The organism is Leclercia adecarboxylata, from assembly GCF_006171285.1.
Classification (GTDB): Bacteria; Pseudomonadota; Gammaproteobacteria; order Enterobacterales; family Enterobacteriaceae; genus Enterobacter; species Enterobacter barmai.
The window spans coordinates 2,216,565-2,243,277 of the sequence record NZ_CP040889.1; the positions used below are offsets into that span (position 1 = coordinate 2,216,565).

At 57.2% G+C, this 26,713-nt stretch carries 21 protein-coding genes; 11 read left to right on the forward strand and 10 right to left on the reverse strand.

All coding sequences use genetic code 11. The features are described from left to right. Positions 1–330: 330 nt before the first annotated feature. The 5 genes from FHN83_RS12425 to selB all read left to right on the forward strand — a co-directional run bounded on the left by FHN83_RS12425 (position 331) and on the right by selB (position 5,871). Positions 331–690 carry a DUF3302 domain-containing protein gene (locus tag FHN83_RS12425; protein WP_139563940.1) on the forward strand — a complete coding sequence of 120 codons (360 nt, stop codon included), beginning with the start codon at positions 331–333 and terminating at the stop codon, positions 688–690. 2 nt (positions 691–692) lie between these two features. Next, positions 693–1,829 (forward strand): HlyD family secretion protein, encoded by a 1,137-nt coding sequence (locus FHN83_RS12430; protein WP_139563941.1) that lies wholly within the window; start codon positions 693–695, stop codon positions 1,827–1,829. Positions 1,830–1,922: 93 nt separating this feature from the next. After that, positions 1,923–2,531: a glutathione S-transferase gene (locus FHN83_RS12435; RefSeq protein WP_138370838.1), complete on the forward strand. Its 609-nt coding sequence runs from the start codon at positions 1,923–1,925 to the stop codon at positions 2,529–2,531. 104 nt (positions 2,532–2,635) lie between these two features. Next, complete coding sequence (selA, locus tag FHN83_RS12440) at positions 2,636–4,021, forward strand: L-seryl-tRNA(Sec) selenium transferase (protein WP_139563942.1); 1,386 nt, start codon at positions 2,636–2,638, stop codon at positions 4,019–4,021. Further along, a complete protein-coding gene (gene selB, locus FHN83_RS12445; RefSeq protein WP_139563943.1) occupies positions 4,018–5,871 on the forward strand; it encodes a selenocysteine-specific translation elongation factor in 1,854 nt (617 codons plus the stop codon). Before selA ends, selB begins: the two co-directional genes overlap by 4 nt. Here the strand turns inward: selB and FHN83_RS12450 are convergent. Continuing rightward, positions 5,868–6,755 carry an ROK family protein gene (locus FHN83_RS12450; protein WP_039030131.1) on the reverse strand — a complete coding sequence of 296 codons (888 nt, stop codon included), beginning with the start codon at positions 6,753–6,755 and terminating at the stop codon, positions 5,868–5,870. The genes selB and FHN83_RS12450 overlap by 4 nt on opposite strands. Before the next feature lie 166 nt (positions 6,756–6,921). Between FHN83_RS12450 and aldB the strand changes: the two genes are divergently transcribed. Next, a complete protein-coding gene (gene aldB, locus FHN83_RS12455) occupies positions 6,922–8,460 on the forward strand; it encodes an aldehyde dehydrogenase AldB (protein ID WP_139563944.1) in 1,539 nt (512 codons plus the stop codon). Here aldB and FHN83_RS12460 read toward each other — a convergent pair. After that, positions 8,457–9,419 (reverse strand): LysR family transcriptional regulator, encoded by a 963-nt coding sequence (locus tag FHN83_RS12460; protein ID WP_139563945.1) that lies wholly within the window; start codon positions 9,417–9,419, stop codon positions 8,457–8,459. The genes aldB and FHN83_RS12460 overlap by 4 nt on opposite strands. 119 nt (positions 9,420–9,538) lie before the next feature. On the opposite strand from FHN83_RS12460, the gene FHN83_RS12465 reads away from it, so the two are divergent. Continuing rightward, positions 9,539–10,279: a MipA/OmpV family protein gene (locus tag FHN83_RS12465; protein WP_139563946.1), complete on the forward strand. Its 741-nt coding sequence runs from the start codon at positions 9,539–9,541 to the stop codon at positions 10,277–10,279. A gap of 50 nt (positions 10,280–10,329) precedes the next feature. Here FHN83_RS12465 and FHN83_RS12470 read toward each other — a convergent pair whose 3' ends face one another. Continuing rightward, entirely contained in the window at positions 10,330–12,285 is a 1,956-nt protein-coding gene (locus FHN83_RS12470; RefSeq protein WP_139563947.1) for a glycoside hydrolase family 127 protein, read from the reverse strand. 10 nt (positions 12,286–12,295) lie between these two features. Next, positions 12,296–13,696, reverse strand: coding sequence for an MFS transporter (locus tag FHN83_RS12475; protein ID WP_139563948.1), 1,401 nt, complete (start codon positions 13,694–13,696; stop codon positions 12,296–12,298). A gap of 226 nt (positions 13,697–13,922) precedes the next feature. On the opposite strand from FHN83_RS12475, the gene FHN83_RS12480 reads away from it, so the two are divergent. Together FHN83_RS12480 and FHN83_RS12485 are read left to right on the forward strand one after the other, a co-directional pair. Continuing rightward, entirely contained in the window at positions 13,923–14,741 is an 819-nt protein-coding gene (locus tag FHN83_RS12480) for a helix-turn-helix domain-containing protein (RefSeq protein WP_139563949.1), read from the forward strand. A 126-nt stretch (positions 14,742–14,867) separates the two neighbouring features. Beyond that, entirely contained in the window at positions 14,868–15,338 is a 471-nt protein-coding gene (locus FHN83_RS12485) for a 4Fe-4S dicluster domain-containing protein (protein ID WP_139563950.1), read from the forward strand. Positions 15,339–15,342: 4 nt separating this feature from the next. Here the strand turns inward: FHN83_RS12485 and avtA are convergent, their stop codons facing one another. Continuing rightward, complete coding sequence (avtA, locus tag FHN83_RS12490; protein WP_138370852.1) at positions 15,343–16,599, reverse strand: valine--pyruvate transaminase; 1,257 nt, start codon at positions 16,597–16,599, stop codon at positions 15,343–15,345. Positions 16,600–16,773: 174 nt separating this feature from the next. Then, positions 16,774–18,804 (reverse strand): alpha-amylase, encoded by a 2,031-nt coding sequence (locus tag FHN83_RS12495; RefSeq protein WP_139563951.1) that lies wholly within the window; start codon positions 18,802–18,804, stop codon positions 16,774–16,776. Positions 18,805–19,117: 313 nt separating this feature from the next. On the opposite strand from FHN83_RS12495, the gene FHN83_RS12500 reads away from it, so the two are divergent. Beyond that, positions 19,118–19,942 carry a protein bax gene (locus FHN83_RS12500; protein ID WP_139563952.1) on the forward strand — a complete coding sequence of 275 codons (825 nt, stop codon included), beginning with the start codon at positions 19,118–19,120 and terminating at the stop codon, positions 19,940–19,942. A gap of 35 nt (positions 19,943–19,977) precedes the next feature. On the opposite strand, the gene xylR is transcribed toward FHN83_RS12500, so the two are convergent. The 4 genes from xylR to xylF form a co-directional block, all read right to left on the reverse strand. Further along, positions 19,978–21,156, reverse strand: a complete 1,179-nt coding sequence (xylR, locus tag FHN83_RS12505; protein ID WP_039031153.1) for a D-xylose utilization transcriptional activator XylR — start codon at positions 21,154–21,156, stop codon at positions 19,978–19,980. Positions 21,157–21,198: 42 nt separating this feature from the next. Next, entirely contained in the window at positions 21,199–22,380 is a 1,182-nt protein-coding gene (gene xylH / locus FHN83_RS12510; RefSeq protein WP_039031152.1) for a xylose ABC transporter permease XylH, read from the reverse strand. Further along, on the reverse strand, positions 22,358–23,899 hold the full coding sequence (locus tag FHN83_RS12515; RefSeq protein ID WP_139563953.1) for a xylose ABC transporter ATP-binding protein: 1,542 nt from the start codon (positions 23,897–23,899) through the stop codon (positions 22,358–22,360). The genes xylH and FHN83_RS12515 overlap by 23 nt, the downstream gene beginning before the upstream one ends. Positions 23,900–23,969: 70 nt before the next feature. After that, entirely contained in the window at positions 23,970–24,962 is a 993-nt protein-coding gene (gene xylF / locus FHN83_RS12520; protein ID WP_039031150.1) for a D-xylose ABC transporter substrate-binding protein, read from the reverse strand. A 371-nt stretch (positions 24,963–25,333) separates the two neighbouring features. Here xylF and xylA point away from each other — a divergent pair, with 371 nt between their 5' ends. Next, a complete protein-coding gene (gene xylA, locus FHN83_RS12525; protein ID WP_139563954.1) occupies positions 25,334–26,656 on the forward strand; it encodes a xylose isomerase in 1,323 nt (440 codons plus the stop codon). The last annotated feature ends 57 nt before the right edge of the window (positions 26,657–26,713 follow it).

A 26,713-nucleotide genomic window follows, 5' to 3' on the forward strand; every position in this document is an offset into this window, starting at 1 on the left:
GGATTTCTCTGGATGTGATCGCTGGCAACATCTGCTCTTGCAATCGACGCCAGGCTGTAACTCAGCAACACGTATCGCTAAAAAAGCGTAGCCTTAATGTGGTATGGCGAAAAGTTCTAAGCTGGATTAAGCTCAACTGTAAACTTAAGTCTATTATTATTCAGGATATATTTTGTCACGCTTCTAAACTTGCATGGAGATATAAGAAAAAACCATACTCCCCGGCTCTGAAATTAATGAGTTTAAGCTCTTGTTCTTACCAATGAATTAATGTGGCTGCTTACCATTTTATTAATTTAATGAGTTTACGTTTTATTTAGTGAGGCAAATATGTTTCTCAACTATTTTGCGCTGGGTGTGTTGATCTTTGTCTTCGTGGTTCTTTTTTATGGGATCATCGCTATCCATGATATTCCGTATAACATGGCCAAAAAGCGCAATCATCCCCATGCTGATGCTATTCATACGGCGGGGTGGATTAGCCTGTTTACGCTCCATGCTATCTGGCCGTTTCTGTGGATTTGGGCAACGCTCTATCAGCCAGAGCGCGGCTGGGGTATGCAAAACCACATCCAACCGCCGCCGGACCGCAGCCCGGACGTTGATGCGCTGGCGAAGCGCGTAGCCGAGCTGGAACAAAAACTGGCCGCAGTGCCCCCCACTGCTGATAAGAATACGCCGGAGCACTAATCATGGATCTGTTGATCGTATTGACCTATGTCGCGTTTGCATGGGCCATCTTTAAAATATTCCGAATCCCGGTAAACCAGTGGACGCTGGCAACTGCAACCCTGGGCGGGGTATTTCTCGTGGCCGGGCTTATTTTATTAATGAACTATAACCACCCGTATACGTTCACGGCGCAGAAAGCGGTTATCTCTATTCCGATTACGCCGCAGGTAACGGGAGTTGTTACGGAAGTCACGGATAAAAATAACCAGCTTATTAAAAAAGGCGAAGTGTTATTTAAAATCGATCCGGGCAGGTATAAAGCCCGCGTCGATCGCCTGCAGGCGGACCTGGTGACGGCGACACACAATATTGATGTCCTGAAAGCTCAGCTGGCGGAAGCCCAATCGAATACCACCCGCGTGTCGGCCGAACGCGATCGTCTGTTAAAAGACTATCAGCGTTATGTAAAAGGCAGCCAGGCGAAGGTGAATCCCTTCTCAGAAAGCGATATTGATAACGCGCGGCAAAATTACCTGGCGCAGGACGCCATGGTGAAAGCGTCGGTGGCGGAACAGGTTCAGATCCAGAGCCAGTTAGAGAGCATGTCTAACGGTGAGCAGTCGCAGATTGCCTCCCTGCGCGCCCAGTTAGCGGAAGCGCAATACAACCTGGACCAGACCGTCATCCGTGCGCCGAGCAACGGCTACATCACCCAGGTGCTGATTCGCCCAGGTACCTACGCGGCTTCACTGCCGCTGCGTCCGGTGATGGTCTTTATCCCTGAGCAGAAACGCCAGATTGTGGCGCAGTTCCGCCAGAACTCGTTACTGCGTCTGAAACCAGGCGATGAAGCCGAAGTGGTATTTAATGCCCTGCCGGGCCAGGTCTTCTCCGGTAAGCTGACCAGCATTCTGCCGGTGGTGCCCGGCGGTTCCTACCAAGCGCAGGGGGTGCTGCAGGCGCTGACGGTGGTGCCGGGTACCGACGGTGTGATTGGTACCATCGAACTGGATCCGAACGCCGACGTGGACGCCCTGCCTGACGGCATTTACGCCCAGGTGGCGGTCTATTCCGATCACTTCGCCCACGTTTCCGTGATGCGTAAAGTCCTGCTGCGTATGACCAGCTGGATGCACTACCTCTATCTCGACCATTAATCCCCAAAAAGGCAGGTATGCGATCCGCGTCCCTGCCTTTTTTTCTATGCCTGGGCCATACTTATCCTTTTGTTGGCGGATAAGGAGCAGGCAATGAAACTCATCGGCAGTTATACCAGTCCCTTCGTGCGTAAAATCTCCATTCTCCTGCTGGAGAAAGGCATCACTTTTGAATTTATTAATGAACAGCCCTATCAGGCTGAAAGCGGTGTCGCGCAGTACAATCCCCTGGGTAAAGTCCCGGCCCTGGTCACCGACGAGGGTGAGCACTGGTTCGACTCGCCGATCATTGCCAGCTACATCGAACTGCTGGATATCGCCCCGGCTATGATCCCCCGTGAACCCAAAGCGGCGCTCGTTATCCGGCAAATTGAGGCGCTGGCGGACGGGATTATGGATGCGGCGCTGGCTTCCGTGCGTGAACAGGCCCGTCCGGCGGCACAGCAGTCTGAAACGGAGCTGCTGCGCCAGCGCGAAAAAATTGTCCGCAGTCTCGACCACTGTGAACAGCTGATCCGCGAGGGGAAAATTGCCACCGACAGCGTCAATCTGGCGACCATCGCTATCGCCTGCGCCATCGGCTACCTCAATTTCCGCCGCGTTTCGCCGGGCTGGTGCGTCGATCGTCCGCTGCTGGTTAAGCTGGCGGAAACCCTCTTCCAGCGCGAAAGTTTCGCCCGTACCGAACCGCCAAAGGCTTGACGTAGCCCGTTAACACTTCCCTGCCGGACGCGCTACAATCGCACCTGACATTGACTCCCTCTCCCGTCGGGAGGGGGGAAGATACCTAACCGTCAGGCGCATTCATGACTATTCAGCACGCTCTCTACAGCCAACTCCCCGCGACCGATCGTCTGCTTCGCGATGCCCGTCTTACTCCCGTTATTGCCCGCTTTGGTCACAGCCGAACGGTGGAGACCTTGCGCCTGCTCCAGGACGAAGCCCGCGCCGGGATCCGCGCCGACAATCACCTGCCGGCCTGGTGTGACGACTGGGCGCAGGAGACCGAAAAACGGCTGGCGCAGGATGAAGCCCAGGGGCTGCGGCAGGTGCTGAACCTGACGGGTACGGTGCTGCATACCAATCTGGGGCGCGCGCTGCTGCCTGAGGAAGCGGTTGCCGCCGTTACCCAGGCGATGCAGGTCCCGGTGACCCTGGAGTACGATCTCGACGGCGCCGGACGCGGCCACCGCGACCGGGCCCTGGCGGCGCTGCTGTGCCAGCTCACCGGGGCGGAAGATGCCTGCATCGTGAATAATAACGCCGCGGCGGTGCTGCTGATGCTGGCTGCCACCGCGAGCGGTAAAGAGGTGGTGGTCTCGCGCGGTGAGCTGGTGGAGATTGGCGGCGCGTTTCGCATCCCGGATGTGATGACCCAGGCCGGGTGCCAGCTTCGGGAGGTGGGCACCACCAACCGCACCCACGACCGGGATTACGCCGCAGCCATCAATGAAAATACCGCCCTGCTGATGAAGGTCCATACCAGTAATTACCAGATCGAAGGCTTCACCCATGCCGTCGACGAGGCGGAGCTGGTGCGTATCGGGCAGGAGAAGAGCGTGCCGGTGATTGTCGATCTGGGCAGCGGTTCGCTGGTGGATCTCACCCGCTACGGCCTGCCAAAAGAGCCGATGCCGCAGGCGCTGATTGCCGCAGGCGTCAGCCTGGTGAGCTTCTCGGGGGACAAATTACTGGGCGGTCCGCAGGCCGGGATTATCGTGGGCAAGCGCGATCTGATTGCCAGATTGCAACAGCACCCACTGAAACGCGCCCTGCGGGCGGATAAAATGACCCTCGCCGCGCTGGAGGCGACCTTGCGCCTCTATCTCCACCCGGAGACGCTGGCCGAACGGCTGCCGACGCTGCGCCTGCTGAGTCGCGATGCCGCCGCTATTCACCGTCAGGGGGAGCGGCTGCTGACGCAGGTCGCCGCCCACTACCCGGATTTTGAGGTTCGTGTGGAAGAGTGCCTGTCCCAGCCGGGCAGCGGGTCGCTGCCGGTGGATCGTCTGTCGGGCGCCGCTCTGACCTTCACCCCGCGCGACGGGCGCGGCGGTCAGCTGGATGCGCTGGCGTTGCGCTGGCGATCGCTGCCCGTGCCGGTGCTGGGGCGGATCAAGGACGGGCGACTGTGGCTGGATTTACGCTGTCTGGAAGATGAAGCACTGTTTCTGGAGATGTTGTTGAAATGATTATTGCCACTGCCGGTCACGTTGACCACGGCAAAACGACGTTGTTGCAGGCGATCACCGGCGTCAACGCCGACCGCCTGCCGGAAGAGAAAAAGCGCGGCATGACCATCGATCTGGGTTATGCCTACTGGCCGCAGCCGGATGGCCGGGTGCTGGGGTTTATCGACGTGCCGGGGCACGAAAAGTTTCTGTCCAACATGCTGGCGGGGGTGGGCGGTATCGATCACGCCCTGCTGGTGGTGGCCTGCGATGACGGGGTGATGGCGCAGACGCGCGAGCACCTGCAGATCCTCAATCTCACCGGCAATCCGCAGCTGACGGTGGCGCTGACAAAAGCCGACCGCGTTGATGACGCCCGGGTGGAGGAGGTGCGCGAAGAGGTGCTGGCCACCCTGCGCGACTATGGCTTCGCGGATGCCACACTGTTTGTCACCGTCGCCACCGAAGGGCGGGGCATTGATGCCCTGCGCACCCATCTGCAACAGCTTCCTGACCGCGCCCATGCGGATCATCACCGTTTTCGCCTGGCTATCGACCGCGCCTTCACCGTTAAAGGGGCGGGGCTGGTGGTGACCGGTACGGCGCTCTCTGGCGAAGTGCGCGTGGGCGACAGCCTGTGGCTGACCGGAGTTAATAAGCCGGTGCGTATTCGTGGCCTTCACGCGCAGAATCAGCCTGTGGAACAGGCCCACGCCGGGCAGCGCATCGCCCTGAACCTGGTGGGTGATACGGAAAAAGCCGAGCTTAACCGCGGCGACTGGCTGCTGGCCGACGCACCACCAGAGCCGACCACGCGCGTGATTGTCACCCTGCAGAGCGACGTGCCGCTCACCCAGTGGCAGCCGCTGCATATTCACCATGCCGCCAGCCACGTTACCGGCCGCGTCTCGCTGCTGGAAGGCCGTCTTGCGGAGCTGGTCTTCGATACCCCGTTGTGGCTGGCCGACAACGATCGTCTGGTGCTGCGCGATATCTCTGCCCGCGTCACCCTGGCCGGGGCGCGGGTCGTGACACTCAATCCACCGCGTCGCGGGAAGCGTAAGCCGGAGTACCTGAGCTGGCTGGCGACGCTGGCAACGGCGACGGATGACCACGACGCGCTGCTGGCGCATCTGGCGCGCGGGGCGGTTAATCTGGATGAGTTTGGCTGGGCACGCCAGCTCAGCGGGGAAGGTCTGCGCCAGCTGGTCCAGCAGCCGGGTTTTATCCAGGCCGGTTCCAGCCTGCTCAATACCCCTGTTGCCGCCCGCTGGCAGCGTAAAATTCTGGATGTGCTGGCGACCTACCATCAGCAGCATCAGGATGAGCCCGGACCCGGACGTGAGCGCCTGCGTCGCATGGCGCTGCCGATGGAAGATGAAGCCCTGGTGCTGCTGCTGATCGAGCGGATGCGCGAGAGCGGGGAGCTGCACAGCTACCACGGCTGGCTGCATCTGCCGGATCATAAAGCAGGCTTTACCCCGGAGCAGCAGGCCATCTGGCAAAAAGCGGAGGCGCTGTTTGGGGACGAACCCTGGTGGGTACGCGACCTGGCGCGTGAAACCGCCACCGATGAGCAGACCATGCGTCAGGTGTTGAAGCATGCGGCGCAGCAGGGGCTGATCACGGCGATCGTCAAAGATCGCTACTACCGCCACGATCGCATCGTCACCTTCGCCAACCTGATCCGGGAGCTGGACAGCGAGCGCGGCTCCACCTGCGCGGCGGATTTCCGCGATCGGCTTAACGTCGGGCGCAAGCTGGCGATCCAGATCCTCGAGTACTTCAACCGCATTGGCTTCACCCGCCGCCGAGGCAACGATCACCTCCTGCGTGACGCGCTGCTCTTTAGCGGGGAGGCACAGCCTTAAGTCTCGCTTCTGGCAAGCTTCTGTTTTGCCAGCCACACGGCGCCCAGCCTGCCCGCCTGGTTACCCAACTGGCAGGGCAGGATCGGCACCTGCAGCGATTCCCACTCTTCAAAGGTTCGCAGGTGCCTGTCGAGCAGCTGATAAATTTTCTCCTGCTCGCTGATACCGCCGCCAATCAGCACTACCTGCGGGTCGAACATCGAAATCACGCTGTAGACCCCGCGCGCCAGAAACAGCGCCCACTCTTCAACGGCTTCGCGCAGGTGCAGGTCGTTCTCCATGCGCTCGAACAGCTCTTCGCCTTTCGGCATATCATCCCCGGAAACCCCCAGCGCCCGGCGGCAGGTCTCCATCAGCCCTTTGGCCGAGGCGACCTCATGCATCCCTTCGCCGTTCTTACCGACCGGTATCACCCCGAACTCCCCGGCGCGGTAGTGCGAGCCGCGGTAGAGATCGCCCCCGAGCACAATGCCGCCGCCGATCCCGGTACCGAGCGTCATGCAGACAAAATTCTCATACTCACGCCCCGCGCCGCGCCAGCGCTCACCCAGGGCGGCGCAGCTGGCGTCATTGTCGGCCACCAGCGGCAGATCGGTCAGCTCTGCGAAAAGGTCATACAGGTTGACGTTATCCAGGTACTCCAGCGCGCCCGCCTTCGCGGCCTCGCCGGTATGGGTATTGATGTGCCCCGGGATGCTCACTCCGATCGCCACGATCTCATGTTCGTCCTGGTAAGCTTTGACCACCTCACGCCACTGTTTTTTGAAACTCTCTTCATCCTCTGGCGTATCAAACTGATCGGTGGTGAGTTCGTTGCCGTCCTCGTCGATCACGCCGTGTTTAATGTGGGTTCCGCCCACGTCAAAGCCGATAAAAAGCCGCATTTATCCTTACCTCCGCCCGGTTTATGCGCTTTAAGTATGGCTCAGCGCCGGAAACCAAACGTAAAGTAAGGTAATGCGTGAAGGGGCTCGCAAAGCAGATGACAACTGGCGATATTTTCACCGTCGCGGTCTACCTTTGAATGACACTACACACAAGGAGACAGTCATGACGAACAACCCTCCATCAGCACGTATCCTGCCTGGCGAATATGGTTTTCCTCTCAAGCTTAAAGCCCGTTATGACAACTTTATCGGCGGCGACTGGGTTCCTCCGGCCGACGGCGATTACTACCAGAACCTCACCCCGGTGACCGGCCAGCCGCTGTGCGAAATCGCCAGTTCCGGTAAGCGCGATATCGATCTGGCGCTGGACGCCGCCCATAAAGCGAAAGAGAAATGGGCGCACACCTCGGTGCAGGATCGCGCCGCGGTATTGTTCAAAATCGCCGATCGCATGGAGCAGAATCTGGAGTTGCTGGCGACGGCAGAAACCTGGGACAACGGGAAACCGATCCGTGAAACCATGGCCGCCGACGTGCCGCTGGCTATCGACCATTTCCGCTATTTCGCCTCCTGTATTCGTGCCCAGGAAGGGGGGATCAGTGAGGTGGATAAAGACACCGTGGCCTATCACTTCCATGAGCCGCTGGGCGTGGTCGGGCAGATCATCCCCTGGAACTTCCCGCTGCTGATGGCCGCCTGGAAAATGGCCCCCGCGCTGGCGGCAGGGAACTGCGTGGTGCTGAAGCCGGCGCGCTTGACGCCGCTGTCGATACTGCTGCTGATGGAAGTGGTGGGCGACCTGCTCCCGCCGGGCGTGGTGAACGTGGTGAACGGCGCGGGTGGCGAAATCGGTGAATATCTGGCGACCTCCAAACGGATTGCCAAGGTGGCGTTTACCGGCTCCACCGAAGTGGGCCAGCAGATCATGCAGTACGCCACCCAGAACATCATCCCGGTGACGCTGGAGCTGGGCGGTAAATCGCCGAATATCTTCTTCGCCGACGTGATGGACGAAGAGGACGCCTTCTTTGATAAGGCGCTGGAAGGCTTTGCGCTCTTTGCCTTCAACCAGGGCGAAGTCTGTACCTGTCCAAGCCGGGCGCTGGTACAGGAGTCCATTTACGAGCGCTTTATGGAGCGCGCCATTCGCCGCGTGGAGTCGATCCTCAGCGGCAACCCGCTGGATAACGTCACCCAGATGGGGGCGCAGGTCTCCCACGGGCAGCTGGAGACGATCCTCAACTACATCGATATCGGCAAGAAAGAGGGGGCGGATATCCTGACCGGCGGACGGCGCAAGATGCTGGCCGGTGAGCTGAAAGAGGGGTACTACCTCGAGCCGACCATCCTCTCCGGTAAAAACAACATGCGCGTTTTCCAGGAGGAGATCTTTGGCCCGGTGCTGGCGGTAACCACCTTCAAAACCATGGAGGAGGCGCTGGAGCTGGCTAACGATACGCAGTATGGCCTGGGGGCGGGCGTCTGGAGCCGTAACGGCAATCTGGCGTATCAGATGGGGCGCGGGATCCAGGCGGGTCGCGTGTGGACCAACTGCTATCACGCTTACCCTGCCCATGCCGCGTTTGGCGGGTATAAGCAGTCGGGTATTGGCCGTGAAACGCACAAGATGATGCTGGAACACTACCAGCAGACCAAGTGCCTGCTGGTCAGCTACTCCGATAAACCGCTCGGCCTGTTCTAACCTTTCAGCGCAGGCCGCCCATGGGTGGCCTGCTCAATCTGCTTACGCAGGGTATTCAGCACGCCATCCAGCACAAACTGCACCCGCCACGGCTGATAGTCACGTTTACGGAAGATAGCCACCAGATCCAGCCACCACTCCTCCTGATGGGTGAAGCAGGGCACCATCAAGCCCTGTTCAATCTCCTTGTTCAGGCTCTCTTTGGGCGCAAAGACGATCCCCAGATGATTGCGCGCCAGTTCCAGCGCCGTCTGGGTGTTGTCGCAAATATAGTTTCCGGTGACTTTATAATCCTGGACCTGCTTGCTGTGATTCGAGCGAAAACGCCAGATGTTAGCGTCATCGACGATCATTGAATCAATAAGAATGCAGGAGTGGTTAATTAAATCGTCAGGGTGATTAATAGGGTGCTTCTTAATATATTCTGGGGTGGCAAAAGCGGTAACAGAATATTTCGTTAAGGTCGTGGCAACCAGGTTTTCATCTTTCGGTTGAGCATAGGAAATTAAAATATCGCAATCGTCGGGAAAAATGACGCCTTCGAAATATTCATTCCGGTCGAGGTTGCAGGTTTTCAGGCTAATGCGAATATCGCCGATATTTTCGATCTCATGAATCACGTGGCGGGCCAGATAGGTAATGATCCCCGTCGGCCCATAAATGGTCACCTTGCCGCGTTTTTCATGCTTATAATCTGCAATAAAATTAACCAGTTGGTCGTTCTTTTCCAGCGAGGCGTTGATGAAGGGCAGCAGTGCCTCGCCGAACTGGGTAAGCGCCAGATGGCGGGTGGTGCGCTCAAACACCTTCAGCCCAACGCGGGTCTCAAAATCAGAGAGATATTTACTCACATTGGCCTGGGCCATGCCTAACAATGCGGCAGCGTCACCGATACTGTGCGTCGCGGCAATGACGGAAACAATTTTTAATTCTCTCGGTTTGATTTGCAGCTTGTTCATTGCCTGACGCTCATCTATATGAATTTATATATAATATTATACAAATATCAAAATTGCATTGCGATTTTTGTAACCATTATTATGCGCCGGGTCGTATGACATTTAATGGATTACAAACAATGAAGTTAAAAAATAATTTACTTATCGCGGCCGCTTTATTTACGGCGACGTCCGCAATGGCCGATGATTTTTCAATTGGCGCGGGCGCCGTGTTTAATGAGTCACCTTATAAAGGCTATAACGAGAATGTCTCCGCGGTTCCGTTAATTAGCTACGAAGGGGAACACTTCTACGTGCGTCAGGCTACCGGCGGCTGGATCGTCTGGAAAGATGCCAAAAACGAATTCAGCCTCACCGCCTCCTGGATGCCGCTGAGCTTCGACCCGGAAGATAACGACGACCATGCCATGAAGCAGCTGGACGAGCGCAAAGCCTCCGCGATGCTGGGCGGTGCGTACTACCATCACGAAAGCTGGGGTAGCCTGAAGTTTGCGCTTGCCGCCGATGCGATGGATGAGAGCGGTGGCGTGATGGGTGAAATGTCTTACTTCCGTCCGTTCCGCATGGAGCGCCTGACCCTGACGCCATCGGTGGGCGTGCTCTTCCACGATGAGAGCTTCAACGACTATTACTACGGCGTCTCTGCGAAAGAGTCCCGTCGCAGCGGTCTGCAGCAGTACACCGCAGGTGAAACCGTCACCCCGTACCTGGGCGTAGCGGCGAAATACCAGCTGACGCAGAACCTCTGGCTGAACGCCAGCGCCGTCTATACCGTGCTGCCTGACGACGTGAAAAACAGCCCGATGATCGACCGTGACGACAGCTTCGCGCTGATGACCGGGCTTAGCTGGAAATTCTGAGTTTCCAAAAATCAGCCCTCAGGGACGAGGGCTGCCTCAGCGGTTACTGCTTACGCCTCATCCACCCAGATCCGCATCTCCCCTTCGCCACGGTTCGCCCAGCTAAACCACGGAATAAAGGTCAGGGTCTGCGCCTGTTGCGTGGTGGGTGCCCTGTCGTACTGCCACAGCGGCTGTTGTTCAGCGTCCGCGGCATGGCGGGTAAAGCCTTGCGTCTGGATCAGCATCTTGTGAGCAAAAATCCCTTTGCCTTCAAACAGCTTAAATTCGCTGTCCGCCGGAAGCGCCAGGTTGTGCAGCCCCGCGCCGTTATCCGCTTCTTCAAGACAGTAAACCAGCGGTCCGCGCTGCAGGGCCACTTTCCCGGCCTGCTGGCGCACCTGCGGATTACCGTAAACCCGGCGGACCGGCATCGGCAGGGTTAAGAGCAGCGTATCGCCCTCCTGCCAGCGGCGGGTCAGGTAGAGATAGCCCTGACGCACTTCTCCCGTGACGGCTTCGCCATTCAGCGTGAGCCGTGGCGCGTCGCACCAGTCCGGCAGACGCAGGGCCAGGGTATGGTCGATGGCCACAGGTGAGACGATCTCAATTTTGACCTGCTCCTGCCACGGATAATTCCCGCTAATCCGCACCTGCAACTCCTCCTCGCCCACCGGGAACGCCATGCTGTTGCCGATGTAGAGGTTAATAAACAGGGCGTCGTCGCGAAGGGTATAGATGTAGTGACCAATCGAGGTCAGGACGCGGGCGATGTTCGGCGGACAGCAGGCGCAGCCGAACCAGCGCTGGCGAACCGGCTTCACGTGATCGTAGATATGGTTAAACTTCAGCGTCTTCGGATGCACTTCCAGCGGATTGACGTAGAAGAAGTGCTTGCCGTCCAGCGCCATGCCGCCGAGAACGGTGTTGTAGAGCGCGCGCTCCATCACGTCGGCGTACTGGCTGTTGGCCTCCATCTCCAGCATCCGGCGGGCAAACATCATCAGGCCGATCGAGGCGCAGCTTTCGGCATACACGGTGTCGTTGGGCAGATCGTAATCGCTGCTGAAGGCCTCGCCGCTGCTCTGGGAACCAATCCCGCCGGTGATATACAGCTGGCGTCGGGCCATATTGTTCCACAGGCGCAGGCAGTCCTGGCGTTTGCCTTCGTCCTGGCTCAGACGGGCCAGGTGCGCGACGCCGGTCATCAGATAGACGAAGCGCACCGCATGGCCGATCGCCGTTTGCTGTTCGGCCAGCGGCTGATGCGCCTGGCTGTAGGCTTTATCCTGCACCATCCACGCCGGGCCGTAGGTGTTCCAGTAGGAGGTTTTGCCCCGCTTCTCATATTCAATGTCGTAGAAGTGCGGCTGGGTGCCGCGCTCCTCGACGAAATACTTCACCAGCGCCAGATAGCGCGGCTCCTGGGTGACATCGAACAGGCGCATCAGCGCCAGCTCGATCTCCGGGTGGCCGGGATAGCCGTGCAGCTGCTGCTCGCCCGGGCCAAAGACGCTGTCGATATGGTCGGCCAGCCTGCACACCACCTCCAGCAGACGGCGTTTGCCGGTGCCCTGGAAGTAGGCCACGCCTGCTTCAATCATGTGTCCGGCGCAGTAAAGTTCATGGCACTCCGCCAGATTGGTCCAGCGTTCTTCCGGCGCTTTTACCGTGAAGTAGGTGTTCAGATAGCCATCGTCGCACTGCGCGGCGGCCACCAGCTCGATCACCTCATCGGCGGTCTTTTCCAGTTCCGCGTCGGGCTTCTGGCACAGCGACCAGGCGACCGCCTCCAGCCATTTCGCCACGTCGCTGTCCTGAAAGACCATTCCGTAAAACTCACCGCTCTGCTGGCCTGCCGCGATGCGAAAGTTGCTGATGGCATGGCTCGGTTCGGCCTCCTCGATGCGATCGTTCAGGGCATCCCACTGGTAGGGAATAACGACGTCGCGCACCAGCTGTTGATACTGCCCCAGAAACGGGTCGCTGATTTTCAGTTTATGCAGGTCGGGTTCCATTATGGACATCATGTTCTCCTCAGGAGTGAGCGTGACGCTGGCGCAGGTCGGTGGCAATGCGCGCCATCATCGGGTTATCGAGTCGGCACTTGCGGATCGCCAGCGCCAGCAGCAGATGGAAAAGGGCAGGCAGCAGGGTTTCCATGGCGGTGATGCCCTGCAACGAAGCGGGAGTCTGGTTGCCCGCGCCCGGCTGGTAGGCCACGAAGATAAACACCAGGCTGATGATCCCGGCGCTGGAGGCCCATGCCAGCTTGATAAAGAACAGGTTAAAGGCGAAGTTCATGCCGGAGGAACGCACGCGGGTTTTCCACTCGCCGTAGTCATCGGCAAAGGCCATCAGCGCGAAGTGCAGCGGCAGGGTAAAGCCGAGGATCACGCCGTTCGCCAGAATAACCACCAGCCACAGGGTCTGATGCGCCGGGCCGCCGGGCAGGAACCACATCCCCAGCGCCAGTACTGCCAGCACCAGGTTGGTGTAGTAGTAGAGTTTGACGGTATCGCTGCGGCGCGACAGCAGGTTAACGATCACCGCCCCCAGAATGGCGGCAAAGGTCACCATGGTGAAGAACAGCGAGGTGTAGGCGGTGCTGCCTTCCAGCACGTAGGTGATGAAATACATATAGCCGCCGCCGCGAATGTTAAAGACGTTGATCAGCAGGAAGGACATCACCAGCATCAGCAGCAGCTGGTCGTTCTGACGCAGACCGGCGAGGTGCTCCCTGAGCGTAAATCTTCCCATCATCGCCAGCGGTACCCGCTCGCGCACCCAGAAGAAGCAGCACAGGAACATCACCACCGCAATGGCGCACAGCACCCCGACGCCCAGCTGATACCCCTGCGCCACGTTGCCCTTGCCGAGCAGATCAACCAGCCAAGGCAGGCCGACGGAGACCAGGAAACCGGCCACGCCGCACAGCACAAAGCGCCAGGACTGGCAGGAGAGCACTTCGCTGTGGCGGGTGGTCATGGTGTTGATCAGCGCGCAGTAGGGCACGTTGATGGCGGTATAACCCACCGAGAGCAGCAGATAGGTGCCGAAGGCCCAGGCGATTTTGACCCCCATGCCCGCGTCCGGCACGGTGAAGGTCAGCACGCCGATAATGCCAATCGGCAGGGCGACCCAGAGCTGCCACGGGCGAAAGCGCCCCCAGCGGCTTTGGGTCCGGTCGGCGATGACCCCCATTACCGGATCGGATATCGCATCAAACACGCGCAGGGCGATAAACAGCGTACCGACCAGCGCCGGGGTTAAGCCAAAGACATCGGTATAGAAAAAGGTCAGGAAGTTCATGATCAGACAGGTGATCACCGTTCCGCCGGCATCGCCCAGGCCGTAACCGATTTTTTCTCGCACCGTCAGGCGATCGTTGACGGTCTGTTGGGCAAGCTCTGTCTGTGTAATCGGAGTAGAAGTCATGAGGTAACTCCTCGGGTTATCGGATTTTTTATGTTGTTTTGCAGAGTACCCGATTAATTTTGCACTCTTCCCCGGGTCCAACAAGGTAAGGGAAAAGTATAAAAAGATAAGGATTCCGACCTTGTTCGCAAAATGTGATTTAGATCGGGAAGAAGGGGAAATAGCTGTTAATAATCAGGGATAAAGAAAAATAAATCGTTCATTAATAGCGAGAAAGTGAATAACCATGCTCGAATTATCCATAGCGCTTCCGCTTCAGGTGCAAAACGGCGGCTACTTCATCTCCCGTGGCGTAGGGCGACACCCGGCGCGCAGGCTCGACTCGTGGGAAGTCATCTTTGTGGAAAAGGGGACGTTAACGATCCAGGAGGAGACAACGGTTTTTGAGGTCCATGCGGGGGAAAGTTTGCTCCTCTGGCCTCATCGTCGGCATAAAGGTATCGAGGATTTTCCCGCCGACTTACGCTTTTACTGGCTGCATTTTGAGGTGCAGGAACAGGCCTCAGCGTCACCCTGGAGCACGCTGCTGTCGGTGCAGCAGCATGGTAAAACCAGCGATCCGCAGGCGATGACCGCGCTTTTCCGCCAGTTTCTGAGCGAACAGGAGAAACTTCAGCGCAGCCCGGCGCTGGAGTTTATTTTGCTGCTGATCCTCCAGCAGCTCTCCCTCACGGCCGGGCAGGAGCCGTCGCCGGATGAAGCGGGCGTCAACCTGGCGTGGAAGGCGCGGCAGCTGATCGGCACCCAGTTTCACCTGCCGCTGTCGACGTCGCAGCTCGCCCGGGAGCTGCACTGCAACGCCGACTATCTCGGGCGGGTGTTTCGTCGGGTCTTTCATCTGACGCTGACCGAGGCGATCCACCGTCAGCGGGTCAGGGCTGCGGAAAAGTTACTCCTCAACGACGCCGTGTCGCTCAAGGAGGTCGCGATGCGCTGCGGGTTTAACGATGTAGGCTATTTCCGGCAGATCTTTCGCAAACACACGGGGCTAACGCCCGGCGTCTGGAAGCGTCGCTACTGCAAGGAGCACATTAATTCCACCTGATTTCTGGGGCAGATGGCCAGTTTTCGCGGCAGGGTGCACAAAAGTGGTCTTTTTCCCTGTCTGATCAAAGCGCACTCCCTGAACACTCTGGCAACCTGCATTTTTTCAGCAAGGATGGAGCAGGCGATGAACCCGTTTATTGTTGCGGACCCGGCAAAATGTATTGGCTGTCGCACCTGCGAAGTGGCCTGCGTGGTGTCCCATCAGGAGAGTCAGAATTGTGCGGCAGTGACGGCAAGGACGTTCAGCTCCCGCATTCGGGTGGTGAAAGGCGGAACTTTTACTACGGCGGTTACCTGTCACCAGTGTGAAGATGCCCCCTGTGCTAACGTCTGCCCGACCCAGGCGATTCAGCGTGAGAAGGGCGTCTGGCAGGTAGATCAGCAACGCTGTATCGGCTGTAAAAGCTGTATGGTTGCCTGCCCGTTCGGGGCGATGCAGGTGACGGCGGATGCGGGGCGGGTTCAGGCCCTGAAGTGCGACCGCTGCTCGCACCGCGAAGGCGGACCCGCCTGTGTGGAGGCGTGCCCGACCCGCGCGTTAAGCTGCGTCGATCCTGCCAGATTACGCGCCGAACGGCTGCGTTATCTGGCGTAAATCGCTACTGACCGTTTTCCCGCCAGGCGATGTCGATCTCTTCTGCAAGGATCTTCACACCGGCTTCGATTTTCTCCGGGTCTGGGACGTAATTCATGCGCATGCACTGGTGAGTGTGCGGCCACGGCTTATCCAGCCCCGGGAAGAAGTAATCTCCCGGCACCATCAATACCCCACGCTTTTTCAGGCGCTGGTACAGCAGCTCGGTGGTGATGGGTAGATCCTTAAACCACAGCCAGAGGAAAATCGCCCCTTCGGGTTTGTGGATCAGGCAGCGCTCTTCCGGCAGATAGCGGCGGATGGTCGCGATGGTCTCGTGGACGCGCTGATAATAGAACGGCTTAATCACCTCGTTGGACAGGCGCAGCAGGTCGTTGCGCTTAATCATCTCGCACATCATTGCCGGACCAATCCCGCCAGGGGAGAGGCTGATGATACCGTTCATATTGGTGATGGCGGTGATGATTTTCTCGTTGGCGATGATGATCCCGCAGCGACTGCCCGGCAGCCCCAGCTTGGACAGGCTCATGCACAGCACAATGTTCGGGTTCCACAGCGGGCGCGCTTCGCTGAAGATGATGCCCGGGAAGGGCACGCCATAAGCGTTATCAATCACCAGCGGAATACCGTGCTGGTTCGCCAGCGCATCCAGCTTGATCAGCTCTTCATCGGTGATGACGTTGCCGGTCGGGTTGGTTGGGCGCGAGACGCAGATCATCCCGGTCTCTTCGCCAATATGCAGATGCTCAAAATCGACGTGATACTTGAACTGGCCTTCCGGCAACAGCTCAATGTTCGGACGCGCGGAGACGAAAAGATCGTCCTCCAGGCCGGAATCGGCATAGCCGATATACTCCGGCGTCAGCGGGAACAGCACCTTTTTGGTGGTGCCGTCGGCGCGCCGGCCCGCGAAGAGGTTAAATAAGTAGAAAAACGCGCTCTGGCTGCCGTTTGTCAGTGCAATGTTCTGTGGTTCGATCTCCCAGCCGAGGGTGTCGCGCAGCATCTCCGCCAGCGTGGCAAGCAGCTCGGTTTTGCCCTGCGGGCCGTCGTAATTGCACAGCGCATCAGTGGCTTTGCCATTTTCCAGCATATCCGCGAGGAGCGTCTGAAAATAGGCGTTCATCTCGGGGATTTGTGCCGGATTACCGCCGCCGAGCATGATGGCGCCCGGTGTGCGCAGCCCGTCGTTGAGATCCTCCATCAGGCGGGTGATGCCTGAATGGCGGGTGAATTTGTCGCCGAAAAGTGAAAAAGTCATAGCAGGTGTTCTGTCGAGCCTATTCTAAGTGTGGCTCACCATAACGCTACAACTGCGCGGGTGCAAATCAGCGTCGAAACGAAGAAGGGTGGCTTTGTGTTGCCAGTTTGCCATCAGGTAGCGAATTATCCTGTAACCCCCTCTCCTGATGGTAGAGGGGGTTATCGATGACGATCAGCGATTGCCCGCCCACACCACCATCACCTTATCGCCCTGATGCTCACGCACAAAGCCGTAGCCCTGCGGCATCGTCAGCGTGGTTTGTGTGCCTGCGCCCACCGCCGGATGGCGGGCCCGGAACTGGCCGAGCCTTTGCCAGTGGGCGACGGTTTCTGCCTGCGAACCGCTGATATCCTGCCAGTTCATGTCCGAGCGCGTACCCTGTAAGGGGTCGGAGCCCGTTGGGCCAAAGGGTCTTGCTGATTCATCCCCGTAATAGATCTGCACACTACCCGGCGCCAGTAACAGCAGCTCGGCCGCACGCTGGTCGCCCTCGCGGAACAGGCGGGTATCGTGGGAGGAGAGGTAGCTCAGGACGTTAAAGCTCTGCAGCTTCTCTGCCATCTGCTGCCAGGTGAGGTCCATACTGGACAGGCAATCCACCGCTTTGGCCGCCTGCTCCTGATAATCAAAATTGATCATCGCATCGAAGCCATGACGGTAGTAATCGCTCTGCATTACCCCGTGCCCCCAGGATTCACCGGTCATCCAGAACGGCGCATCGTCGAGTTTTTTATCCGGGTTGGCCGCTTTCCATGCCTTTAGCGCCTCACTGGCCCGATCCTTCAGCTGCTGCCAGCCGGCCAGCTCAACGTGCTTCGCGGTATCGACCCGGAAACCGTCAATACCGTATTCACGCACCCATTGGCTCAGCCAGTGGGTAAGGTAATCCCTGGGCGTGTAGCCGTCGATGGCTTTTGCACCGGTATCAGGTTTATGGCGATAGAAATTCGGCAGGCCCGATGGGGTGGTGGATTCCGTTTTCAGATCCGGCAGGAAGGCCAGCGACATGGTCAGATCGTCAAAGCCGGGGTTGTCGTAATCGCCAATGTCGGTGCGCACCCACTTCTTGCCCCACCACTTTTCCCAGCCCGCTTTATCGCTGAAGTTGATGTAGTCGTTAAAGCTGTGCCAGCTCTGTCCGGCGGCCGGTTTCCAGTCGGTCCAGCGTTCACCGAGGGTTTTCTTCAGCTCGTCGCCCTGCAGATAGAGGGCACCGAACTGATACTCCTGCATGTCTGCCAGCGTCGCATAACCGGTGTGGTTCATCACCACGTCAAACAGGATACGGATCCCCCGGCGATGGGCTTCATCCACCAGCTTGCGTAAATCGTCCTCGGTGCCCATGTTGGCATCGAGCCGGGTCCAGTCCTGGGTGTAGTAACCGTGATAGGCGTAATGGGGGAAATCCCCCTTTGTGCCGCCGCCGACCCAGCCGTGGATCTGCTCCAGCGGGGAGCTGATCCACAGGGCGTTAACCCCGAGCTGTTGCAGGTAATCCAGCTTGCTGGTGAGCCCTTTCAGATCGCCGCCATGGAAGGTGCCGATCTCCTGCATGCCGTCCTTATGGCGTCCATAACTATTGTCGTTAGACGGGTCGCCATTCTCAAACCGGTCGGTAAGGACAAAATAGACGGTGGCGTTTTGCCAGCTGAACGGGGCAGGCTTGTCTGTCTCTGCACGCTCGAGTAACAGCAGGCCGTTGCTGCCCGGTGCAGGTTGCAGGGTGATTTTGCCCTGCTGCACGGTGGCGGTCTGTTTGCTGTAGAAATCCCGCACCACGCTCCCTTCCGGGAAGGTATTGCCGACGTCGAGCGTTAAGGGTTTGCCATCCCATTTGGGGCACTGGCGAACCACCGAGGTCACCGCTTTTTCGCTTGTGCTGGCGACGGTCAACATCAGCGTTGGCGTGCCGGAACGGGTATCAATCCGTGCCTGATAATCACCATCGCGGAAGATGCGCCACTGCACCGGATCGCCTTCGCACGGCTTCAGGGACATCATCTCGTTGAGTTTAATGGCGTTTGTGGGCTGCCAGCACGCCTTGTCAAGATTCAGCGTGAGCGGCCGGGTACCCTTCGTCAGCTTTGCCTGTGACGTGAAAATCCCCGAACCTTCAGCGGTAAAGGCCAGAAAACCCGGGACGGACCAGTCGGCGCTGGCTATTGCAGGCAAGAACAGAAGAGCGAGAGCAGAACGTTTCATACCATTTTCCTGTCACAGCATTTTGCTCAGTTTGCCATCTATTTTAGTGGGCAGACTCATCCCCTGGCACTAACGCGCAGGGAGGAGCAAAGAGGGTGAGTGATCTCACGCTAAATACGCAGATTAACTGCGATATTGAGCACATTTTGATGAAAATGATGCTTAAGCGAGCGAATTTCAGGTGACAGGGTTTCGGATTTGGACTATTTATTTGGATGCTCTTCTCGACTATTTTTGCTAGGATCTGAGATTCGCCTCTCATTTTACGAAAAAAATAAGGTGTTGGAATGTTTCTATCCGACCAGGAGACCTAATGATATCGACTCCCATTCGACGATATGGGGCCGCGATACTCATGTTACTCACCATGGCAATTTCTGGTGAGGTGCTTGCGAAGACGCACACGGATACAACGAGTAAGAAAGCCCACGTCATAAAGACGACAAGTAGTAAGGTTAGCAGTAAACAAGAGTATTCTCGCAATAGTGCAAAGAGTAGTTCACTTCCTGATTTGCGAAAATACCCTTCCGGGACACCAAGGAAAAAAGCGTTTCTCCGGACGGTAATGCCTTACATAACAAGTCAAAATGCCGCGATTACTGCGGATCGTAATTGGTTGATCTCCAAACAGTACGATAGCCGCTGGTCGCCATCAGAACGCACGCGTCTGAAAGAAATATCAAAACGCTATAAGGTGAGCTGGAACGGAAACACGCGTCGTGTGCCGTGGAACTCACTGTTAGAGCGCGTAGATATTATTCCAGGCAGCATGGTCGCAACGATGGCTGCAGCCGAAAGTGGCTGGGGCACCTCGAAGCTCGCACGCAGTAATAACAACCTCTTCGGCATGAAATGTGCGAAAGGTCGTTGTAACAATGCGCCGGGCAAAGTGAAAGGCTACTCACAGTTTGAATCGGTAAAAGATTCCGTGAGTGCGTATGTTGTGAACCTGAACACGCACCCCGCTTACAAATCCTTCCGTAAGTCTCGTGCGCAGCTGCGTAAAGCAGACCAGGAAGTGACGGCGAGCAACATGATCCATAAGCTGAAAGGTTACTCAACCCAGGGCCAGCGCTATAACAACTATCTGTTTGCGATGTACCAGGATAACCAGCGCTTAATTGCCGCACATATGTAATCGTAAAAAAGGCCTTCCATCCGGAAGGCCTTTTTTTATATCAGCACTTCACTGTAGCGGTCGCGATACTCTTTCGGCGTGGTGTCATACTCTTTTTTAAACACCGAATAGAAATACTGCAGCGATGGATAACCGCACATCTGTGAAATCTCGTTAATAGACAGCGACGTCGAAATCAGCAGGCTGCGGGCTTTCTCCAGTTTCTCCGCATGAATAACCGCATGAATCGTCTCCCCCACCTCTTCTTTAAAGCGCTTCTCCAGGTTTGAACGAGAAATGCCTACCGCATCCAGCACCTGATCCACTTTGATGCCTTTGCAGGCGTGGTTACGAATGTAATGCATCGCCTGAATGACGGCCGGATCGTTCAGCGAACGGTAATCGGTTGAGCGCCGCTCCACAACGCGGACCGGCGGCACCAGCAGACGCTGCAGAGGCAGATTTTCGTTATCCAGCAGTCGGTGCAGCAGCTTGGCTGCCTGATAGCCCATCTGACGTGTTCCCTGGGCTACGGACGACAGCGCCACGCGTGACAGGTAGCGGGTGAGCTCTTCATTATCGATCCCAATGACGCACAGCTTTTCCGGCACCGGGATATGCAGATGTTCGCATACCTGCAGCACGTGACGGGCACGGGCATCGGTCACGGCGATAATACCGGTCTGCGGCGGCAGGGTTTGCAGCCAGTCGGCGAGACGATTCTGCGCGTGTTGCCAGTTTTCCGGTGCCGTTTCCAGCCCCTGATAAACCACGCCGCGATACTTCTCCTTTGCCACCAGCTGGCAGAAGGCATACTCCCGTTCCGCAGCCCAGCGTTTACCGCTGGACGCGGGCAGGCCATAAAAGGCGAAGCGGTGAACCCCTTTTTCTTTGAGATGAAGAAACGCGCTCTCTACCAGGGCGTGGTTGTCGGTCGCGATATAGTGAACGGCAGGGTAGTTATCCGGCTTGTGGTAAGAGCCGCCGACGCCGACGATGGGGACGTCGACATCGACCAGCATTTGCTGGATAACGGCGTCGTCAAAATCCGCAATGACGCCGTCACCCAGCCAGTCTTTGATATTTTCGATTCGCGTGCGGAAATCTTCTTCGACGAAAATATCCCACTCGGATTGCGACGCCTGCAAATATTCTCCAACGCCTTCGACTACCTGGCGGTCGTAAGCTTTGTTGGCATTGAATAACAACGTAATGCGGTGACGCTTCTCAAACATGGCGCTATTTTTCCAGAATCAGTGACAGATGATAGGGCATCCTCAGGCGCGCCGTTTGGTTGCGGAATCCATCCATACCGCCAGCAGCAAAATGGCACCCTTGACGATATATTGCCAGAATGTCGGGACGTCCATCATACTCATTCCGTTATCCAGCGACGCCATTATAAATGCCCCCATGACCGCCCCGGCGACGCTGCCGATCCCCCCGGCAAGACTGGTTCCGCCGATGACGCAGGCGGCGATGGCGTCGAGTTCGGCAATATTCCCTGCAGACGGTGAACCCGCACCCAGACGCGAGCTTAAGATCAGACCCGCCACGGCAACCATCAGGCCATTGATAGCAAAGACAGCCAGCTTGGTGCGTTCAACATTGATACCGGACAGACGTGCGGCTTCGAGGTTGCCCCCAATGGCATAGATCCGACGACCAAAGGCGGTGCGGGTAGCCATAAACATCCCCGCCAGCAGCAGCAGAACCAGTAGCAGCACCGGGGTCGGCACGCCACGGTAGTCGTTCAGCAGCCAGATCGCCCCAAGAACAATCACCGCCGTTAACGCCTGACGCCCGACGACAGAGGTGGAAGGGGTGGTGGCTAAACCTAACGTCTGACGGCGCATTCTGCCGCGCCACTGCCAGGCGACAAATGCCATCAGGCCAATCGCGCCCAGGGTAAAACCGACGCCGCCGGAGAGATAACTCTGACCAATCTGCGACATGGATGCGCTGGTAGGAGAGACGGTGGTACCGTTGGTGATGCCGATCAGGATGCCGCGGAAGGCCAGCATCCCCGCCAGCGTGACGATAAACGACGGCACCTTGCGGTAGGCCACCCACCAGCCGTTCCAGGTGCCGAGCAGTAAACCAAGCAGCAAGGTGACTACGATAGTCAGCGGTAGCGGCCAGCCCAGCCAGACGTCGAAAATCGCCGCCACGCCGCCAAGCAAGCCCATCATCGAGCCCACGGAGAGGTCGATTTCCGCAGAGATAATTACAAACACCATCCCGACCGCCAGAATGCCGGTAATGGCGGTCTGGCGGAGCAGGTTGGAGACGTTACGCGCGCTGAGGTAAGAGCCATCGGTCATCCAGGTGAAGAACAGCATGATCGCCACAATGGCGGCAATCATGACGAATACCTGCAGATTGAGCGATTTCAGCCCGGAAAACAGGCCCGGCGCGGGTGCCGTAACCTTTAACTCAGAGGGGTTGCTTTTCGACATGGCGTTCGCTCCTTAGTGCGGCTTCCATCACCTGTTCCTGCGTCAGGTTCTGGTTTATCAGGTTGGCTTTCAGTTTTCCTTCGTGCATCACCAGTACCCGGTCGCTCAGACCCAGCACTTCGGGCAGCTCCGAGGAGATGACAATCACGGCGATACCCTGCTGGACCAGCTGGTTGATCAGCTTATAGATTTCATATTTGGCACCGATATCGATCCCGCGGGTGGGTTCATCGAGGATCAGGATGCGCGGGTTGAGCAGCAGGCAGCGGGCGAGGATCGCCTTCTGCTGATTACCGCCGCTCAGACGCCCAATCGCCAGCTCCGGCGAGGACGTTTTGACTTTCAGCCGCTGTAAAGACTGCAGAATGCAGTGTTGTTCCGCAGCGTCATCGAGGCTGCTCAACTTGCCGCTGAACTGATCTAAGGCGGCAAGGGTGATATTTTTGCCCACCGCCATGACCGGCACGATGCCATCTTTTTTCCTGTCTTCCGGCACCATCGCGATCCCCTGGGCAATGGCCTGCTGACAGTTTTTAATCTCAACCGGCTTGCCATCAATAAAGATGCTGCCTTCCCAGCGACCGGGCCAGACGCCGAACAGGCACTGTACGGCCTCGGTGCGTCCGGCACCGACCAGCCCGGCCACGCCAAGGATTTCCCCGCGATGCAGCGAGAAGGAGACGTCATTCACCCGTTTGATATGGCGGTTCACCGGATGCCAGGCGGTAAGATGCTCCACGCGCAGCACCTCTTCCCCCAGGGTATGGGGTTCGTTCGGGTAGAGCGCGGTCAGCTCACGTCCCACCATCATGGTGATAATGTCGTCCTCGCTCATCCCCTGCGCTTCGCGGGTGCCGATATGCTGCCCGTCGCGAATGACGCACACCGTGTCCGAAATCGCTTTCACTTCGTTGAGCTTGTGGGAGATATAGATGCAGGCAATCCCGTGGTGTTGCAGGTCACGAATGATGTCCAGCAATACCGCGGTTTCCTGTTCCGTCAGCGAGGCTGTCGGCTCATCGAGGATCAGCAGGCGCACCTGCTTATTCAGCGCTTTGGCGATCTCCACCAGCTGCTGCTGCCCCAGGCCTAAATCGCCCACCCGGGTATCGGGGGAGATCGCCAGGCTCACCTGCGCCAGCAGCTTTTCACAGCGCAGGGTCATGGTGTCGTAATCCAGCACGCCATGACGGGCGATCTCCGCGCCGAGGAAGATATTCTCCAGCACGGTCAGATGCTTCACCAGCGCCAGCTCCTGGTGAATGATGGCGATCCCTTTGCGCTCGGTGTCGCGAATGTGCGTGGCCTGCAGCGTTTCGCCAGCAAAAACAATCTCACCCTCGTAGCTGCCGTGAGGATAGATGCCGCACAGCACCTTCATTAGGGTGGATTTGCCCGAGCCATTTTCGCCGCACAGCGACACGATCTCGCCGGGGTTTAAGCGCAGGCTGACGTTGTCGACGGCTTTCACCGCGCCAAACGCTTTGGTGATACTTTTCATTTCAAGTAAATAAGACATAACTGCCCCGCATGACCCGGTGAAAACGGTACAAGTCGATGCGCCCCCGCAAGGCAGGGGCGATAATGGATTACAGTTCGCTCTTTTTGTGGAAACCGTCTTTCACAACGGTGGCGTCAATATTCTCTTTATTGACTTCGATAGGGGTGAGCAGACGGGATGGTACATCCTTCAGGCCATTGTTTAAGCTGGCGTCTGCTTTAGGCTGTTGGCCATTGCCCAGCTCAACGGCAATTTCCGCCGCGGTGGTGGCAAGTTCGGTGATCGGCTTATACACGGTCATGGTCTGGGTGCCCGCCACGATGCGTTTCACCCCGGCCAGGTCTGCATCCTGCCCGGAGATCGCCACTTTTCCGGCCAGCCCTTGGGCGCTGAGTGCCTGAATGGCGCCGCCAGCGGTTGCATCGTTAGAAGCCACCACGGCATCGATTTTGTTATTGTTAGCTGTTAAGGCGTTTTCCATAATTTTCAACGCGTTTTCAGGTAACCAGCCGTCCGCCCACTGGTCGCCAACGATCTTGATTTTGCCCTCATCAACATAGGGCTTCAGCACCTTCATCTGTCCGGCGCGGAAGAGTTTGGCGTTGTTATCTACCGGCGAGCCGCCCATCAGGAAGTAATTACCCTGCGGCACTTTTGCGACCAGGCTTTGCGCCTGTAATTCACCGACTTTTTCATTGTCGAAGGAAATATAATAATCGATATCCGCATTATTAATCATGCGGTCATAGGCCAGCACTTTAATGCCTTCTTGTTTGGCCTCTTTTACCACGTTACTTAAAACCTGGCCGTTATAGGGAATAATAACCAGCACATCGACGCCACGGTTTATCATATTTTCGATTTGCGACATCTGCGTTTCTTCATTGCCATTGGCAGATTGTACAAAAACTTTTGCACCTAATGCCTCTGCCTTATTGACAAAAATATCGCGATCTTTTTGCCAGCGCTCCAGACGGAGGTCATCAATCGCCATGCCGATTTTTACTTCTTTTGCATGACTCGCCGTACTCGCCAGCAGCAGCGATGCACAAAGAGTGAGGCACAGGTTCTTTATCTTCATAATTGTATTGCCTTTTTGTAGGGTTAGGTTGCTGAGATAAAAGAAACAATCATTGCAAGAGACGTAGCAAATTCTTAACGGGGAATGGCAGGCTGGCAATTACAGATTTTTATCTTCTCGTTATGATATTTGGTTTATTTTCGAATTTATGACCGCGATCGAATTTTAAATTACATAACTTCTTAATTACACATGATTATGGAATTTGCGCTGTGAAATTCGTTTGTCTACAAATTGATTTTGCGAGCCAGCGCACGTTTGTGCATTCTCTCAATAGCAGTGTGAAATAACGTAATTGAGCAACCTGCGATCACTATTCACTATTACTCCAGTATCTACTTTTCGCCGCACCCCTTATTATGGAGCTCAATATGCAAGCTTATTTCGATCAACTCGAGCGCGTTCGTTATGAAGGCCCGAAATCCTCTAATCCTTTAGCGTTTCGTCATTACAACCCGGACGAGCTGGTGCTGGGCAAGCGCATGGAAGATCACCTGCGTTTCGCTGCCTGCTACTGGCACACCTTCTGCTGGAACGGTGCCGACATGTTTGGCGCGGGCTCGTTCGACCGTCCATGGCAGCAGCCAGGCGAAGCGCTGGAGCTGGCGAAACGTAAAGCGGATGTCGCCTTTGAGTTCTTCCATAAGCTGAACGTGCCTTACTACTGCTTCCACGACGTGGACGTCTCACCGGAAGGCGCATCGCTGAAAGAGTATCTGAATAACTTTGCGCAGATGGTCGATGTGCTGGGCGAAAAACAGCAGCAGAGCGGCGTGAAGCTGCTGTGGGGTACCGCCAACTGCTTTACCCATCCACGCTATGGTGCAGGCGCTGCCACTAACCCGGACCCGGAAGTGTTCAGCTGGGCGGCCACCCAGGTGGTGACGGCGATGAACGCCACCCACAAGCTGGGCGGTGAAAACTACGTGCTGTGGGGCGGACGTGAAGGTTACGAAACGCTGCTGAACACCGACTTGCGCCAGGAGCGTGAGCAGATTGGCCGCTTCATGCAGATGGTGGTGGAGCATAAACACAAGATCGGTTTCCAGGGCACGCTGCTGATCGAGCCGAAACCGCAGGAGCCGACCAAGCATCAGTACGACTACGACGTGGCGACGGTGTACGGCTTCCTGAAGCAGTTCGGGCTGGAAAAAGAGATCAAAGTGAATATCGAAGCCAACCACGCGACCCTGGCTGGTCACTCGTTCCATCACGAGATCGCCTCCGCTATCGCGCTGGGCATTTTCGGCTCCGTGGATGCCAACCGCGGCGATCCGCAGCTGGGCTGGGATACCGACCAGTTCCCGGTCAGCGTGGAAGAGAATGCGCTGGTGATGTACGAAATTATCAAAGCGGGCGGCTTTACCACCGGTGGCCTGAACTTTGACGCCAAAGTGCGTCGTCAGAGTACCGATAAGTACGATCTCTTCTATGGTCATATTGGGGCCATGGACACCATGGCGCTGTCGCTGAAAGTGGCTGCCCGCATGATTGAAGATGGTGAGCTGGATAAGCGCGTGGCGAAACGCTACGGCGGCTGGAACAGTGAGCTGGGCCAGCAAATTTTGAAAGGCCAGTTATCGCTTACCGAGCTGGCGAAGTACGCTGAACAGCATAACCTGGCGCCGCAGCACCAGAGCGGTCATCAGGAGCTGCTGGAAAACCTGGTGAATCATTACCTGTTTGATAAGTAATAGGTATTGCCGGGCGGCGCTTCGCTTGCCCGGCCTACATTTTTTAAGGAGCCCAGG

Excerpts from the sequence above, each read along its gene's own strand:
- FHN83_RS12425 (WP_139563940.1), top strand. The coding sequence starts at position 331 with ATGTTTCTCAACTATTTTGCGCTGGGTGTGTTGATCTTTGTCTTCGTG.
- FHN83_RS12430 (WP_139563941.1), top strand. The coding sequence starts at position 693 with ATGGATCTGTTGATCGTATTGACCTATGTCGCGTTTGCATGGGCCATC.
- FHN83_RS12435 (WP_138370838.1), top strand. The coding sequence starts at position 1,923 with ATGAAACTCATCGGCAGTTATACCAGTCCCTTCGTGCGTAAAATCTCC.
- selA (WP_139563942.1), top strand. The coding sequence starts at position 2,636 with ATGACTATTCAGCACGCTCTCTACAGCCAACTCCCCGCGACCGATCGT.
- selB (WP_139563943.1), top strand. The coding sequence starts at position 4,018 with ATGATTATTGCCACTGCCGGTCACGTTGACCACGGCAAAACGACGTTG.
- FHN83_RS12450 (WP_039030131.1), bottom strand. The coding sequence starts at position 6,755 with ATGCGGCTTTTTATCGGCTTTGACGTGGGCGGAACCCACATTAAACAC.
- aldB (WP_139563944.1), top strand. The coding sequence starts at position 6,922 with ATGACGAACAACCCTCCATCAGCACGTATCCTGCCTGGCGAATATGGT.
- FHN83_RS12460 (WP_139563945.1), bottom strand. The coding sequence starts at position 9,419 with ATGAACAAGCTGCAAATCAAACCGAGAGAATTAAAAATTGTTTCCGTC.
- FHN83_RS12465 (WP_139563946.1), top strand. The coding sequence starts at position 9,539 with ATGAAGTTAAAAAATAATTTACTTATCGCGGCCGCTTTATTTACGGCG.
- FHN83_RS12470 (WP_139563947.1), bottom strand. The coding sequence starts at position 12,285 with ATGTCCATAATGGAACCCGACCTGCATAAACTGAAAATCAGCGACCCG.
- FHN83_RS12475 (WP_139563948.1), bottom strand. The coding sequence starts at position 13,696 with ATGACTTCTACTCCGATTACACAGACAGAGCTTGCCCAACAGACCGTC.
- FHN83_RS12480 (WP_139563949.1), top strand. The coding sequence starts at position 13,923 with ATGCTCGAATTATCCATAGCGCTTCCGCTTCAGGTGCAAAACGGCGGC.
- FHN83_RS12485 (WP_139563950.1), top strand. The coding sequence starts at position 14,868 with ATGAACCCGTTTATTGTTGCGGACCCGGCAAAATGTATTGGCTGTCGC.
- avtA (WP_138370852.1), bottom strand. The coding sequence starts at position 16,599 with ATGACTTTTTCACTTTTCGGCGACAAATTCACCCGCCATTCAGGCATC.
- FHN83_RS12495 (WP_139563951.1), bottom strand. The coding sequence starts at position 18,804 with ATGAAACGTTCTGCTCTCGCTCTTCTGTTCTTGCCTGCAATAGCCAGC.
- FHN83_RS12500 (WP_139563952.1), top strand. The coding sequence starts at position 19,118 with ATGATATCGACTCCCATTCGACGATATGGGGCCGCGATACTCATGTTA.
- xylR (WP_039031153.1), bottom strand. The coding sequence starts at position 21,156 with ATGTTTGAGAAGCGTCACCGCATTACGTTGTTATTCAATGCCAACAAA.
- xylH (WP_039031152.1), bottom strand. The coding sequence starts at position 22,380 with ATGTCGAAAAGCAACCCCTCTGAGTTAAAGGTTACGGCACCCGCGCCG.
- FHN83_RS12515 (WP_139563953.1), bottom strand. The coding sequence starts at position 23,899 with ATGTCTTATTTACTTGAAATGAAAAGTATCACCAAAGCGTTTGGCGCG.
- xylF (WP_039031150.1), bottom strand. The coding sequence starts at position 24,962 with ATGAAGATAAAGAACCTGTGCCTCACTCTTTGTGCATCGCTGCTGCTG.
- xylA (WP_139563954.1), top strand. The coding sequence starts at position 25,334 with ATGCAAGCTTATTTCGATCAACTCGAGCGCGTTCGTTATGAAGGCCCG.